General features: G+C 65.4%; 10 protein-coding genes. 8 read left to right on the top strand and 2 right to left on the bottom strand.

Translation table 11 applies throughout. From position 1 onward, the window contains the following. Positions 1 to 178: 178 nt before the first annotated feature. The 8 genes from tkt to HAP54_RS05090 all read left to right on the top strand — a co-directional run bounded on the left by tkt (position 179) and on the right by HAP54_RS05090 (position 9,912). A complete protein-coding gene (tkt, locus tag HAP54_RS05055; RefSeq protein WP_166298971.1) occupies positions 179 to 2,161 on the top strand; it encodes a transketolase in 1,983 nt (660 codons plus the stop codon). A gap of 164 nt (positions 2,162 to 2,325) precedes the next feature. After that, a complete protein-coding gene (gene gap / locus HAP54_RS05060) occupies positions 2,326 to 3,333 on the top strand; it encodes a type I glyceraldehyde-3-phosphate dehydrogenase (protein ID WP_029077598.1) in 1,008 nt (335 codons plus the stop codon). A gap of 159 nt (positions 3,334 to 3,492) precedes the next feature. Further along, positions 3,493 to 4,689, top strand: coding sequence for a phosphoglycerate kinase (locus HAP54_RS05065; protein ID WP_166298972.1), 1,197 nt, complete (start codon positions 3,493 to 3,495; stop codon positions 4,687 to 4,689). Between the two features lie 138 nt (positions 4,690 to 4,827). Next, positions 4,828 to 5,895 carry a class II fructose-bisphosphate aldolase gene (gene fba / locus HAP54_RS05070; RefSeq protein ID WP_026192208.1) on the top strand — a complete coding sequence of 356 codons (1,068 nt, stop codon included), beginning with the start codon at positions 4,828 to 4,830 and terminating at the stop codon, positions 5,893 to 5,895. A 203-nt stretch (positions 5,896 to 6,098) separates the two neighbouring features. Next, positions 6,099 to 7,139 carry a class I fructose-bisphosphate aldolase gene (locus tag HAP54_RS05075; RefSeq protein ID WP_166298973.1) on the top strand — a complete coding sequence of 347 codons (1,041 nt, stop codon included), beginning with the start codon at positions 6,099 to 6,101 and terminating at the stop codon, positions 7,137 to 7,139. Further along, entirely contained in the window at positions 7,140 to 7,817 is a 678-nt protein-coding gene (locus HAP54_RS05080) for a thiamine phosphate synthase (protein ID WP_166298974.1), read from the top strand. It begins immediately after the preceding gene. A gap of 7 nt (positions 7,818 to 7,824) precedes the next feature. After that, positions 7,825 to 8,898 carry a tetratricopeptide repeat protein gene (locus HAP54_RS05085; RefSeq protein WP_175619366.1) on the top strand — a complete coding sequence of 358 codons (1,074 nt, stop codon included), beginning with the start codon at positions 7,825 to 7,827 and terminating at the stop codon, positions 8,896 to 8,898. A 219-nt stretch (positions 8,899 to 9,117) separates the two neighbouring features. Then, complete coding sequence (locus tag HAP54_RS05090; RefSeq protein WP_166298975.1) at positions 9,118 to 9,912, top strand: inositol monophosphatase family protein; 795 nt, start codon at positions 9,118 to 9,120, stop codon at positions 9,910 to 9,912. Positions 9,913 to 9,926: 14 nt separating this feature from the next. Here the strand turns inward: HAP54_RS05090 and HAP54_RS05095 are convergent, their stop codons facing one another. Both HAP54_RS05095 and HAP54_RS05100 read right to left on the bottom strand, forming a co-directional pair. Continuing rightward, positions 9,927 to 11,060 carry an AAA family ATPase gene (locus tag HAP54_RS05095; RefSeq protein WP_166307439.1) on the bottom strand — a complete coding sequence of 378 codons (1,134 nt, stop codon included), beginning with the start codon at positions 11,058 to 11,060 and terminating at the stop codon, positions 9,927 to 9,929. 132 nt (positions 11,061 to 11,192) lie between these two features. Continuing rightward, positions 11,193 to 14,351: a multidrug efflux RND transporter permease subunit gene (locus tag HAP54_RS05100; RefSeq protein WP_166298976.1), complete on the bottom strand. Its 3,159-nt coding sequence runs from the start codon at positions 14,349 to 14,351 to the stop codon at positions 11,193 to 11,195. Between the last annotated feature and the right edge of the window lie 4 nt (positions 14,352 to 14,355).

Consider the following 14,355-nt stretch of genomic DNA (forward strand, 5'->3'; position numbering starts at 1 on the left):
ATGAAATTGGGCCATTTCGGGCAACTTTTCCCCGTTTTGGGGCGTTTCATCGCCTTGGACTTGCGGAATTGAGGTGCTAATCCACCCTCCAACCCGTAAGGCCATCCACGCGCGTATCGCGGCTGCCCGCCCCGATGCGTCCAGCAATCAGCTCCTCATTTCAGGCGGACTTTTCATCATGTCGCAGGTCGATCACACCCGTATGGCCAATGCGATCCGTGGCCTTGCCATGGACGCCGTCGAGAAGGCGAAATCCGGTCATCCCGGCCTGCCGATGGGCGCCGCCGATATCGCGACCGTGCTGTTCACCCAGTTCCTGAAATTCGACGCCGCCGATCCGGCCTGGCCCGACCGCGACCGCTTCGTGCTGTCGGCGGGCCACGGCTCGATGCTGCTCTATTCGTTGCTGTACCTCACCGGCAACAAGGAGATGACGCTCGACCAGATCAAGCATTTCCGCCAGCTCGGATCGCTGACGCCGGGACATCCGGAGAATTTCCACACCAAGGGCATCGAGACCACCACCGGCCCGCTCGGCCAGGGCATTGCGACTGCGGTCGGCATGGCGCTCGCCGAGAAGATGCTCGCCGCCGAGTTCGGCAAGAAGATCGTCAGCCACCACACCTATGTGCTCGCCTCCGACGGCGACCTGATGGAAGGCATCTCGCAGGAAGCGATCGCGCTCGCCGGCCACTGGCGCCTCAACAAGATGATCGTGCTTTACGACGACAACGGCATCTCGATCGACGGCCCGACCTCGCTCTCCGATTCCGTCGACCAGGTGAAGCGCTTCAAGTCCGCCGGCTGGGCCGCAGAACTGATCGACGGTCACGATCCGAAGGCGATTGCGGCCGCGATCACCCGCGCGCAGAAATCCAGCAAGCCCTCGCTGATCGCCTGCAAGACCACGATCGGCTTCGGCGCACCGACCAAGGCCGGCACCGCGAAGGTACACGGCGAAGCGCTCGGCGCCGAGGAGCTCAAGGGCGCCAAGGAGAAGCTCGGCATCTCGCTCGAGCCGTTCTCGGTGCCCGATGACGTGCTGAAGGCCTGGCGCGAGGCGGGTGCTCGCGGCGCCGCCGAGCACAAGGCCTGGGACGAGCAGTTCGCACAGCTCGGCAACCGCAAGCGCGCCGAGTTCGAGCGCCGGCTGCGTCACGAGCGGCCAGCCTCGCTCGCCAAGGGCCTGCGCGCCTTCAAGAAGGGGCTCCTGGAAAATCCGCTCAACGTCGCGACCCGCAAATCGTCGGAAGCTGCGATCGAGGTGATCGCGGCTGCGATGCCGATGGAGTTCGTCGCGGGCTCCGCCGACCTCACCGGCTCCAACAACAACAAGGCGAAGTCGGCGGTGGGGTTTGCCGCCAAGACGCCGAAGGGCCGCTTCATCCATTACGGCATCCGCGAGCACGGCATGGCGGCGTGCCTCAACGGCATCTTCCTGCATGGCGGCTTCGCGCCGAACGGCGCCACCTTCCTGGTGTTCACCGACTATGCGCGGGGCGCGATGCGGCTGTCGGCGCTGATGGGCACCGGCGTGGTCTATGTCATGACCCATGACTCGATCGGCCTCGGCGAGGACGGTCCGACGCACCAGCCGGTCGAGCACCTCTCCGCGCTGCGCGCGATGCCCAACATGCGCGTATTCCGTCCCTGCGACGCGGTCGAGACCGCCGAGTGCTGGGAACTGGCGCTCAACCGCATCGACGGTCCGACGGTGCTGGCGCTGACCCGCCAGAACCTGCCGCAGCTCCGCACCACGGTGCCGAACGACAGCCCGTGCAGCCACGGCGCCTACGAACTGGTCGCGGCGCAGGGTGACGCAAAAGTGTCATTGTTCGCGTCCGGTTCCGAGGTCCAGATCGCGGTCGAGGCGCAGAAGCAGCTCGCCGGACGCGGCATCGCTACGCGGGTGGTCTCGGTGCCGTCGCTGGAGTTGCTGCTGGCACAGCCCGCCGAGCGGCAAAATGCCATTATCGGCAACGCCCCGGTCAAGATCGCGATCGAGGCCGCGGTGCGCTGGGGCTGGGATGCCGTGATCGGGCACGATGGCGAATTCATCGGCATGCACGGTTTCGGCGCAAGCGCCCCGGCGAAGGACCTTTTCCCGCATTTCGGCATTACCGCGGAGGCCGTCGTTAACGCTGCCCTGAAGCGCGTCTGACGCTGGCCTGACACCCGCCGGTCAAAGGTTGAGCTTGCCGCAAAAAAGGATTACCAAAGCTCCATCTTTTCCGCTCGCGTCCGGCTGAACCGGGCGTTCCGCCGTAAAAGCTTCGTGGGAGCCCTCCCGCGGGGCTGGCAGCAGCTTTTAGAGGAGACAACAGCATGGCAATCCGCGTCGCGATCAACGGGTTTGGGCGTATCGGCCGCAATGTGTTGCGCGCCATCGCCGAGTCCGGCCGCAAGGACATCGAAGTGGTCGGCATCAACGACCTCGGTCCGGTCGAGACCAACGCGCATCTGCTGCGCTTCGATTCTGTGCACGGCCGCTTTCCCGGCACCGTGACCGTCGACGGCGACTCGATCAGCCTCGGCGACAACAAGATCAAGGTCTCGGCCGAGCGCGATCCCTCCAAGCTGCCGTGGAAGGCCCTCGGCGTCGACATCGCGCTGGAATGCACCGGCATCTTCACCGCCAAGGACAAGGCCTCGGCGCACCTCACCGCCGGCGCCAAGCGCGTGCTGGTCTCGGCGCCCGCCGACGGCGCTGACGCCACCATCGTCTACGGCGTCAACCACGACACGCTGACCAAGGATCAGCTCGTCGTCTCCAACGGCTCCTGCACCACCAACTGCCTCGCGCCGGTTGCCAAGGTGTTGAACGAGACGGTCGGCATCGAGACCGGCTTCATGACCACGATCCACGCCTATACCGGCGACCAGCCGACGCTCGACACCCTGCACAAGGATCTCTATCGCGGCCGCGCTGCGGCGATGTCGATGATCCCGACCTCGACCGGTGCCGCGAAGGCGATCGGCCTGGTGCTGCCGGAACTGAAGGGCAAGCTCGACGGCGTCTCGATCCGCGTGCCGACCCCGAACGTCTCGGTGATCGATCTGAAGATCGTCGCCAAGCGCGCCACCGACGCCAAGGAAATCAACGAGGCGATGAAGCGCGCCGCCGAGCAGCAGCTCAAGGGCATTCTGGGCTTTACCACCGCGCCGAACGTCTCGATCGACTTCAACCACGATCCGCACTCGGCCACCTTCCACATGGACCAGACGAAGGTGCAGAACGGCACGCTGGTGCGGGTGATGGCGTGGTACGACAATGAGTGGGGCTTCTCGAACCGCATGGCCGACACGGCCGTCGCCATCGGCAAGCTGATTTAAGTTCGACTGTTCGTGATGCCCGGCCCCGCGCCGGGCATCCGCGTCTTTGCCCCGCATTCGCGACGTGAATGGCTGCGACATAGGCAAGCGAAAGCGACGCCGTCCTTCGGACGGCCATGTCCGGCCGTCGCACAGGAAACGCCCGCACAGGAAACGTCCATGACAAAATCATTCCGCACCCTCGACGACGTCGACGTGAAGGGCAAGCGCGTGCTGCTGCGCGTCGACCTCAACGTCCCCATGGAAGGCGGCCGCGTCACCGACGCCACAAGGCTCGAGCGCGTCGCCCCGACCATCATCGAGATTTCCGACAAGGGCGGCAGGGTGATCCTGCTCGCACATTTCGGCCGGCCCAAGGGACGCGACCCCAAGGAGTCGCTGAAGCCGGTTGCTGACGCGCTGTCGAAGGTGATCAAGCGCCCGGTCGCCTTCGCCGAGGACTGCATCGGCGATCCCGCGGCCAAGGCAGTCGCCGCCCTCAAGGACGGCGACATCCTCTGTCTGGAAAACACCCGCTTCCATAAGGAAGAAGAGAAGAACGACGCCGGCTTCGTCGCTGAACTGGCCAAGCTCGGCGACATCTGGGTCAACGACGCCTTCTCCGCCGCGCATCGCGCCCACGCCTCGACCGAAGGCCTCGGCCACAAGCTGCCGGCCTATGCCGGCCGCACCATGCAGGCCGAGCTCGATGCGCTCGGCAAGGCGCTGGAAGCACCGACCAAGCCTGTGATCGCGATCATCGGCGGCGCCAAGGTCTCGACCAAGATCGACCTTCTGGAAAATCTCGTGAGCAAGGTCGATGCGCTGGTGATCGGCGGCGGCATGGCCAACACCTTCCTGCACGCGCAAGGCATCAACGTCGGCAAGTCGCTCGCCGAAAAGGACCTCGCCGCGACCGCGCTGCGGATCATGGAGAAGGCCAACGCCGCGAACTGCGCGATCATCCTCCCCGTCGACGCCGTCGTCGCCAACCAGTTTGCCGCCAATGCGCCGTCGCATGCCTATGGCCTCGATGCGATCCCGGCCGACGGCATGATCCTCGACGTCGGTCCGCAGTCGATCGCGCGGATCCATTCCGCGATCGACGACGCGGCGACGCTGGTCTGGAACGGGCCGCTCGGCGCCTTCGAGCTGACGCCGTTCGACCGCGGCACCGTGGTGTCGGCCAGGCATGCCGCCGAGCGCACCAAGAGCAAGAAACTGGTCTCGGTCGCCGGCGGCGGCGATACCGTCGCGGCGCTGAACCAGGCCGGCGTGGCGGGCGATTTTTCCTACGTCTCGACCGCGGGCGGCGCGTTTCTTGAATGGATGGAAGGCAAGCCGCTGCCGGGCGTCGAAGTTCTGAAACACGGCTGATTTAGAGCATGATCCGGAAAAGTGTGAAGCGGTTTTCCGAAAAGATCATGCTCAAACAGAGAGTTAAAGCGCGATGACGATTCAACCTAAGCTCATCGCGCTTCAAACCCGCGAACGCGCTTTACAGGGAGAAATGGAATGGCTCGCATAACGTTGCGGCAACTGCTCGATCACGCGGCCGAGCACGATTACGGCGTACCTGCCTTCAATATCAACAACATGGAGCAGGCGCTGTCGATCATGGCGGCGGCCTCCGAGGTCGACGCGCCCGTCATCATCCAGGCCTCGCGCGGCGCGCGATCCTACGCCAACGACGTCATGCTCAAGCACATGATGGACGCCGTCACCGAGATCTACCCGCAGATCCCGGTCTGCGTGCATCTCGACCATGGCAACGAGCCCGCCACCTGCATGACCGCGATCCAGGCCGGCTTCACCTCGGTGATGATGGACGGCTCGCTGAAGGCCGACGGCAAGACCCCGGGCGATTGGGACTACAATGTCGGCGTCACCCGGACTGTGACCGGTATGGCCCATCTCGGCGGCATTTCGGTCGAGGGCGAGCTCGGCGTGCTCGGCTCGCTCGAGACCGGCATGGGCGACAAGGAAGATGGCCATGGCGCCGAGGGCAAGCTGTCGCATGACCAGCTGCTGACCAACCCGGACGAGGCCGTGAAGTTCGTCCAGGAGACCAAGGTCGACGCGCTGGCGATCGCGATGGGCACCTCGCACGGCGCTTACAAGTTCACCCGCAAGCCCGACGGCGACATCCTCGCCATGAACGTGATCGAGGAGATCCATCGCAAGCTGCCGAACACGCATCTCGTGATGCACGGCTCCTCGTCGGTGCCGCAGGAGCTGCAGGAGATCATCAACGCCAATGGCGGCAAGATGAAGCCGACCTGGGGCGTGCCGGTCGCCGAGATCCAGCGCGGCATCAAGAACGGCGTGCGCAAGATCAACATCGACACCGACAACCGCATGGCGATGACCGGCCAGATCCGCAAGGTGCTGAAGGACAATCCGGAAGAGTTCGATCCGCGCAAGTACCTGAAGCCCGCGATGGAGGCGATGACCAAGCTGTGCAAGCAGCGCCTGCAGGAATTCAACACCGCGGGCCAGGCCAGCAAGATCAAGAAGGTGTTGACCACGGCTGAGATGGCCAAGCGCTACGCTGCGGGCCAGCTCGACCCCAAGGTCGCCTAAAGAAGTTGCCCGAAGAGATTGCCTGACACCATATTGCCCGAAACATTAAGGCGGGACACCGGCTCCGACGCAGTTGGAAACGGTGTCCCGGGGCTTGATCGCCGGCTGCGACAAACAGCGGCCGCGACGAACGTTTTCTAGGCATTTGCCCGAGAACCGCCTATTTTGGTTTGCAAAGGCAATGCGCTCTGGAGAACGTTTCCATGAACCTCGCTGACCTCAACAAGATTGCCCTCGCCATGGTCACCCCGGGCAAGGGCATCCTTGCCGCGGACGAATCCTCCGGCACCATCAAGAAGCGGTTCGATGCCATCAAGGTCGATTCGACCGAGGACAATCGCCGCGACTATCGCGAGATGCTGTTCCGCTCGCAGGAGGCGATGAGCAAGTACATCTCGGGCGTGATCCTCTACGACGAGACGATCTGGCAGAATGCCAAGGACGGCACGCCGCTGGTCAAGCTGATCGAGCAGGCCGGCAGCATTCCAGGCATCAAGGTCGACGAAGGCACCCAAGCCCTGCCGAACTGCCCGGGCGAACTCGTCACCGTCGGCCTCGACAAGCTCGCCGAGCGGCTGAAGAAATATTACGAGCGCGGTGCGCGCTTTGCGAAATGGCGCGCGGTGATCGATATCGGCTCGGGCGCCGGCAGCCGCGGCATCCCGACCATGACCGCGATCCGCGTCAATGCGCATGCGCTGGCGCGCTACGCCGCGCTGTGCCAGGCCGCGCAGATCGTGCCGATCGTCGAGCCGGAAGTGCTGATGGACGGCGATCACGACATCGACCGCTGCTACGAGGTGACGCAGCGCGTGCTGAACCGCACCTTCCAGGAATTGCGGGTGCAGCGCGTGGCGCTCGAAGGCATGATCCTGAAACCGAACATGGCGATCTCGGGCAAGAAGTGCCCGAAGCAGGCGTCGGTGCAGGAAGTCGCCGAGAAGACCATCCGCCTGCTCAAGAGTTGCGTCCCGGCCGCAGTGCCCGGCATCGCCTTCCTCTCCGGCGGGCAGAGCGACGAGGAAGCGACCGCGCATCTCGACGCCATGAACAAGATCGGCCATTTGCCCTGGCGGCTGACCTTCTCCTATGGCCGCGCGCTGCAGGCAGCGCCGCAGAAGGCGTGGTCCGGCAAGCCCGACAACGTCCCTGCGGGCCAGCACGCCTTCTCGCATCGCGCCCGGATGAACGGGCTGGCAAGCACCGGCAATTGGGAAGCCGGCCTCGAAAAGCAGGCGGCATAGTTGGCCACCAAGCCCGTTCCGCCGCGGCCGGCGCCGCGCCTCTATCTGGCAACACAGCCGCTCGACGAGCCCGCGCCGCTTGCGGCCGAGCTTGCCGAGCTGCTCGCCGCCGCCGACGTCGCGGCCGTTCTGGTGCGGCTGCGCGAGAGCGACCCGCGCAGTATGATCTCTTACGTCAAGGCGCTGGCGCCGACGGTCCAGAACGCGGGCGCAGCGCTATTGATCGACGGCCATCCCGATATCGTTGCCCGCGCCGGCGCCGACGGCGCGCATCTGACCGGCGTCGCCGCGATGGAAGAGGCGATGCCGTCGCTGAAGCCCGACCGCATCGTCGGCGTCGGCGGGCTCGCGACGCGCCACGATTCCATGGCCGCGGGCGAGGCTGGCGCCGACTATGTGCTGTTCGGCGAGCCCGATCCCCGGGGACAGCGGCCCTCGACCGAGGCGATCGCCGAGCGGCTGGGATGGTGGGACGAATTGTTCGAGCCGCCCTGTGTCGGCTTTGCGACCTCGCGCGAGGAGGCCGAGGCGTTCGCGTCCGCCGGCGCAGATTTCGTGCTGGTCGGAGATGTTATCTGGTCCGATCCGCGTGGCGCCAAGGCGGCGCTCGTCGAGGTCGGCGAGGCGATTGCGCAGGCCCATGCCAGCACATTCGGCGCGGCCAGGGCCGAGGGATGACGCCGGAATGAAATGGCTGCGTCCGATAGGTGTTGCGCTCGGCTGCACGATGCTGGCGAGCGGCGCGATGGCGCAGCTCTCGATCACGCCGCCGGCCCAGACGCCGCCGCCTGCGAAGAAAGAGGCGCCGAAAGAGAAGCCGAAGGTGCATGCGCCGGTTGCGAAGAAGCCCGTGCCGAAGCCGGCTGCCTCGGCGACGCCCAGCCCGACGCCCTCGCCGACCCCGACGCCGGACGATCCCAATGTCGACCTCGTCTACGGCGCCTATCAGCGCGGCATGTACAAGACCGCGTTCGACCTCGCGACGGCGCGCGCGCAGAACAACAACGATGCCAAGGCGATGACGATGCTGGGCGAGCTCTATGCCAACGGGCTCGGCGTCAAGCGCGACTACGTCAAGGCCGACGAATGGTACAAGCGCGCCTCCGATGCCGGCGACCGTGAGGCGATGTTCGCGCTCGCGATGATGCGGATCGCGGGCCGCGGCGGCACGGTGGACAAGGATTCCGCGGTCAAGCTTTTGGCATCGTCGGCCAAGCTCGGCGAACCCAAGGCGGCCTATAATCTCGCGCTGCTCTATCTCGACGGCCAGACCCTGCCACAGGACCTCAAGCGCTCCGCCGAGCTGTTGCGGATGGCCGCCGACGCCGGCAGTCCGGAGGCGCAATACGCGCTCGCGACCTTCTACAAGGAAGGCACCGGGGTGCCGAAGGACCTCGAAAAGGCGGCGCGGCTGCTGCAGGCCGCCTCGCTGGCCGACAACGTCGATGCCGAGGTCGAATATGCCATCGCGCTCTATAACGGCTCCGGCACGCCGCGGAACGTGCCGGCGGCGGTGGCTATGCTGCGCAAGGCGGCCCGGCAGAACAGCGCGATCGCGCAAAACCGCCTCGCCCATGTACTGGCGACCGGCGCCGGCGCCCCGGTGGACAAGGTCGAGGCGCTGAAATGGCACACCGTCGCCAAGACCGCCGGCAAGGGCGACCCCGATCTCGACGACATCCTCGCCGATATGAGCCCGGAAGACCGCGCCAAGGGCGAGGCAGCTGCCCGGAAATGGATCGGAAACAACGTCAAATGACGCCTTGACGGGGCGGCCTCCAGAGGGCACCCAGTCCAGCAATCTCCGACGCCGCAAGCCGTTCCCCGTCATCCTGAGGTGCGAGCGGAGCGAGCCTCGAAGGATGCGCGGCCCGGCTGGTGGCCGTTGATCCTTCGAGACGCGCGTTCCGCGCTCCTCAGGATGACGGGACCACTTTGAACCCGCCGTCAGCTCAATCGCACCGAAGAAGCCGCCATCATGCTCTACTCCGCCCTCATCAATGTCATGGTCAAGGCTGCGCGCCGCGCCGGCCGCAGCCTCAAGCGCGACCTCGGCGAGATCGAACATCTCCAGGTGTCGCTGAAGGGGCCGGCGAACTTCGTCTCGCTCGCCGACAAGCGCGCCGAGGAGATGCTCTACACCGACCTCGAAAAGGCCCGGCCCGGTTACGGGTTCCTCGGCGAGGAAGGCGGCAATCGCGAAGGTTCGGACAAGAGCCACACCTGGATCGTCGATCCGCTGGACGGAACCACCAACTTCCTGCACGGCATCCCGCAATTCGCGATCTCGATCGGGCTGAAGCGCGAGGACACGATCATCGCCGGCGTGATCTACAATCCCGCCAATGACGAGCTCTACATCGCCGAGCGCGGCAAGGGCGCGTTCCTCAACGACCAGCGGCTGCGCGTCGCCGGCCGCCGCCAGCTCAACGAATGCGTGGTCGCCTGCGGCCTGCCGCATATCGGCCGCGGCAATCACCAGCTGGCGCTGCAGGAAATGGCCGGGCTGCAGACCAAGGTCGCGGGCTTCCGCCGCTTCGGCGCCGCCTCGCTCGACCTCGCCTTCGTCGCCGCAGGCAGGCTCGACGGCTTTTGGGAGCGCAATCTGCAGCCCTGGGACATCGCGGCGGGCCAGATCATGGTCAGGGAAGCCGGCGGCACCGTCTCCGGTATCCAGGGCAATGACGACCCGCTGCAGACCGGCCACGTCGTGTGCGGCAACGAGTTCGTGCACGGCGAGCTGATCAAGATTTTGAAGCCGCTCGGGCAGTAGCGCGACGGCGCGATCTAATCGTCATCGTCATCGCCGTCGTCTTCCCCGTCACGAAATTCACCGCCGAGGGTCAGGCCCTCGATGGCCGTGGCGCCCTTCGCCTTGATCACCCGGCGAAGCGGGACCGAACTCTCGCTCTGCAACGCCTCCATCAACTGTTCCGAATGGGTGACGATCCAGATGCCGGCGCGGCGCGACGCCTTGGCGATCAGCCGGGCCAGCGGTGCCAGCAGCGATGGATGCAGGCTGGCCTCGGGTTCGTTCAGTGCGATGAACGGCGGCAGCCGATAGCCCATGAACACGGCGAGCAGGCAGATATATTTCAGCGTCCCATCGGATAGTTCGTGCGCCTTGAACGGACGCGGCATGTCCGCCAGTTGCAGCTCGAATTCGCACCGCCCGTTCTCTTCCCATGCCCGAAGCTCGGCGCCCGGGAACGCATCCTCGATCGCATCCTGCAGGTCGGCGGCGTCTTCCCTGACCGCGTAGAGGGTTGCCAGGGCGGCAGCCAGATCGCTGCCATCGGCACCGAGCGCGGGCGTCGTGATCGCGAGACAAGGCTTTCGGATCGGCGACGCCGGATCGGTGCGAAAATCGTGATAGAATCGCCAGCTCTGCATTGCGTTTCTGATCAGGTCGACTTCGGGGCACGTCTTGCCGTCGAGGAATCCGGCGAGCGCGGTTTCCGACGGCAGCACCGCATCCTTGTGCTCGCTCCAGGCTCCGCTCTCGCCGCGCACGCTGACATGTGAATTCGTCCGCTCCATCAGCAGGACTTTGCGCTTGCCGTGGGCCACCTCGATGCGCTCGGACTTGATCATCGGCTCGCCGGAAAATGCCGCCTCGAGCGGGCCGGGAAATCCGAGCTCGATGGCGTATCTGATGTCGTCGAATCTGGCCGCCAATCGCAGTCGTCCATCCTCGCCCCGCCTGCGGACGCCGGACCAGCAGACGGAGTTCAATCCGCCTTCATCGGCGATCGTGCGCGTGATCCGGCCCGTCGCCGCGTCGCGCAGCAGCGACAGGGACTTGTAGAGATTGGATTTGCCGACACCATTCTCGCCGACGAATACCGACAGCGGTTCGATGGGCATGAGGAGCCGCCGAATGGAGCGATAATTCGAGATCGCAATATCGGTCGGCCGCATCACATGCCCTCAATCCACGGGTTGCCTGCAAGCTCCCCGTTCAATCCAGAGATGCAATCTGGATTGGTCGGCCTGTGAAAGCAAGCCGGAGGCGGCGCCAAGCCCTGATGAGATCGGCGCCGATCTCGGACATTAGTGGCCGCCCCTTGCCGGCGCAGGCGGCCGATACGCCTCGGCTTTGTCGGCGACCTTCTCGCGGTCTCCCGCCAGCACGCGCTGCACGCTGACGAAGAACACCGGCACCAGCAACAGCGCCAGGATCACGACCGCGATCATGCCGCCCATCACCGACGTGCCGAGCGCCTGCTGGCTGGCGCCGCCGGCGCCGGTCGCGATCGCCATCGGCAGCACGCCGCAGACGAAGGCGAGGCCGGTCATCAGGATCGGGCGGAATCTGAGGCTGCACGCCTCGATGGTCGCCTCGACCAGCGGCTTGCCCTGCGCGCGCAGATCCTTGGCGAACTCGATGATCAGGATCGCGTCCTTGGCGGCGAGACCGATGATGGTGATCAGGCCGACGGTGAAATAGACGTCGTTGGACAGGCCGCGCATCGTTGCGGCCACCACCGCGCCGAGAATGCCGAGCGGAATCGTGAGCAGCACCGCGAGCGGAATGGTCCAGCTCTCATACAGCGCGGCGAGCAGCAGGAACACCACCAGCACCGACAACGCGAGCAGGAACGGCGCCTGCGAGCCCGACAGTTTTTCCTGCAGCGACTGGCCGGTCCACTCATAGCCGAAGCCGCGCGGCAGCTTGTCGGCAAGCCGCTCCATCTCGGCGATCGCATCACCCGAGGTGAAGCCGGGCCGCGCCTCGCCGGAGACGCGCACCGCCGGATAGTAGTTGAAGCCCGCGATTTGAGTGGGCCCCTTCGACCATTCGATAGTGGCGAAGGCCGAGAACGGCACCAGCTGACCGCGGCTGTTCTTGACGTTGTAATTCAGAATGTCGTCCGCGTTCATGCGGCTGGTCTTGTCGGCCTGCACGATGACGCGCTGCATGCGCCCGCGGTTCGGGAAGTCGTTGATGTAGTTCGAGCCGAGATTGGTCGAGATCGTGTTGTTGATGTCTTCGAAGGTGAGCCCGAACGCGCCCGCCTTCTCGCGGTCGATCATCAGATTGACCTGCGGCGCCGGCGGCAGGCCTTCGACATAGACCTTCTGCAGGATCGGGCTGGCGTTGGCCTCCGCGATCAGGCGGTCGGACGCGGCGATCAGCGCCGCATAGCCCTTCTGGCCGCGGTCCTGCAGGCGGAACGAGAAGCCCGAGGAGTTGCCGAGATTGTCGATCGGCGGCGGCTGCAGCGCCGAAATCCTGGCGTCGCGGATCGACGACGACAGGTCGCGGTTGATGTCGGCAACGATCGCGGCCGCGGAATCCTTCGGGCCGCGCTCCGACCAGTCCTTCAGCGTGATGAAGGCCTGTGCGGTGTTCATGCCCTGGCCGAGGAAGCTGAAGCCGGTGAGGAAGGTGACGTTCTCGATCCCGGCGCGGGTCTTCAGGTATTTTTCAACCTGCTCGACCGCAGCCTCGGTGCGCGCATAGGACGATTCCGACGGCGTCTGTACGTCGGTGGTAATGAAGCCCTGGTCGTCGACCGGCAGGAAGCCGCCGGGCAGCCGCACGAAGCCATAGGCGACGCCTGCGAACAGCACGAGGTAGATCGCCATCAGGCGGCCGGTGCGCTTCAGTCCGGCCTGCACCGTGCTGACATAGCCGGCGCGGCTGGAGTCGAGCACACGGTTGAACCAGCCGAACACACCCCTGCGGGCATGGCCGTGGCCCTTCTCGACCGGCTTGAGCAAGGTCGCGCACAACGCCGGCGTCAGCGACAGCGCAAGCAGCGCCGAGAACGCGATCGCCGCCACCATGGTGACCGAGAACTGGCGATAGATGATGCCGACCGAGCCGGGGAAGAACGCCATCGGCACGAACACCGCCATCAGCACCAGCGTGATGCCGATGATGGCGCTGGTGATCTGCGACATCGCCTTCTTGGTCGCCTCCTTCGGCGGCAGGCCCTCCTCGGCCATGATGCGCTCGACGTTCTCGACCACGACGATGGCGTCGTCGACCAGGATGCCGACCGCCAGCACCATGCCGAACATGGTCAGCATGTTGATCGAGAAGCCCACGACCATCAGCGTGGCGCAAGTCCCGAGCAGCGCCACCGGAACCACGATGGTCGGAATGATGGTGTAGCGGATGTTCTGCAGGAACAGGAACATCACGATGAAGACCAGCACCACCGCCTCGACCAGCGTCATCAAAACCTTCTCGATCGAGGCCTTGACGACGGGGGTGATGTTGTAGGGGATCTCGTAACCGATATTGGCCGGGAAGAAGCGCGACAGCTCCTTCATCTTGGCCTCGACCGCGCTCGCGGTCGCCAGCGCATTGCCTTTCGGCGACAGCAGCACCGAGAGACCCGCGGTCGGCTTGCCGTTGAGGCGGGTGTTGAACTGATAGCTGAGGCCGCCGATCTCGATCCGCGCGACGTCGCGCAGGCGGACCGTCGAGCCGTCCGGGTTGGCGCGCAGGATGATCGCACCGAACTCATCGGGCGAGGAGAGCTGCCCCTTTACCAGCACCTGGGCGGAGATCTTCTGCGTGTCGGTGCTCGGCTCGGCGCCGATGCTGCCGGAGGCGACCTGGGCGTTCTGCGCCGTGATCGCCTTGTTGACGTCGTCCGCGGACAGGCCGTAGCCGACCAGCTTGGCCGGATCGATCCAGATGCGCAGGCTGCGCTCGGTCGAATACAGCGTGGCGCGGCCGACGCCGGGAATGCGGCGCACCTCGCCCAGCACGTTGCGGATCATGAAGTCGCCGAGGCCCACTTCGTCCAGCGAGCCGTCGGTCGAGTTCAGCGTGATGATCTGCAGCACGGCGGAGGATGCTTCCTCGACCAGGATACCCTGCTGGATCACGGCACGCGGCAGCCGCGCCTCGACGCGCTTGAGGCGGTTCTGCACCTCGACCGAGGCCTGGCTGGTGTCGGTCCCCGGCTTGAAGTTGGCGATGATATCGACCTGGCCGAGCGAGTCGGAGGTCGATTCGAAGTTCAGGATGTTGGCGGCGCCGTTGAGTTCCTCCTCGATCAGCCGCGTCACGCTGTTGTAGAGGTTTTCAGGCGACGCGCCGGGATAGCTCGTCGAGATCGAGATCGAGGGCGGCGCGATGATCGGATATTGCGCGACCGCGAGCAGCGGAATCGAGATCGCGCCGACCAGACAGATGAACAGCGCGACGACCCAGGCGAAGATCGGCCTGTCGATGAAGAAGCCGGGCATGTCG

Source organism: Bradyrhizobium sp. 2S1, from assembly GCF_011516625.5.
In the GTDB taxonomy this organism is placed as follows: Bacteria; Pseudomonadota; Alphaproteobacteria; order Rhizobiales; family Xanthobacteraceae; genus Bradyrhizobium; species Bradyrhizobium septentrionale.

What these genes read in the sequence shown, in the direction of transcription:
- tkt (WP_166298971.1), top strand. Translation starts at nt 179, where the DNA reads ATGTCGCAGGTCGATCACACCCGTATGGCCAATGCGATCCGTGGCCTT.
- gap (WP_029077598.1), top strand. Translation starts at nt 2,326, where the DNA reads ATGGCAATCCGCGTCGCGATCAACGGGTTTGGGCGTATCGGCCGCAAT.
- HAP54_RS05065 (WP_166298972.1), top strand. Translation starts at nt 3,493, where the DNA reads ATGACAAAATCATTCCGCACCCTCGACGACGTCGACGTGAAGGGCAAG.
- fba (WP_026192208.1), top strand. Translation starts at nt 4,828, where the DNA reads ATGGCTCGCATAACGTTGCGGCAACTGCTCGATCACGCGGCCGAGCAC.
- HAP54_RS05075 (WP_166298973.1), top strand. Translation starts at nt 6,099, where the DNA reads ATGAACCTCGCTGACCTCAACAAGATTGCCCTCGCCATGGTCACCCCG.
- HAP54_RS05085 (WP_175619366.1), top strand. Translation starts at nt 7,825, where the DNA reads ATGAAATGGCTGCGTCCGATAGGTGTTGCGCTCGGCTGCACGATGCTG.
- HAP54_RS05090 (WP_166298975.1), top strand. Translation starts at nt 9,118, where the DNA reads ATGCTCTACTCCGCCCTCATCAATGTCATGGTCAAGGCTGCGCGCCGC.
- HAP54_RS05095 (WP_166307439.1), bottom strand. Translation starts at nt 11,060, where the DNA reads ATGCGGCCGACCGATATTGCGATCTCGAATTATCGCTCCATTCGGCGG.
- HAP54_RS05100 (WP_166298976.1), bottom strand. Translation starts at nt 14,351, where the DNA reads ATGCCCGGCTTCTTCATCGACAGGCCGATCTTCGCCTGGGTCGTCGCG.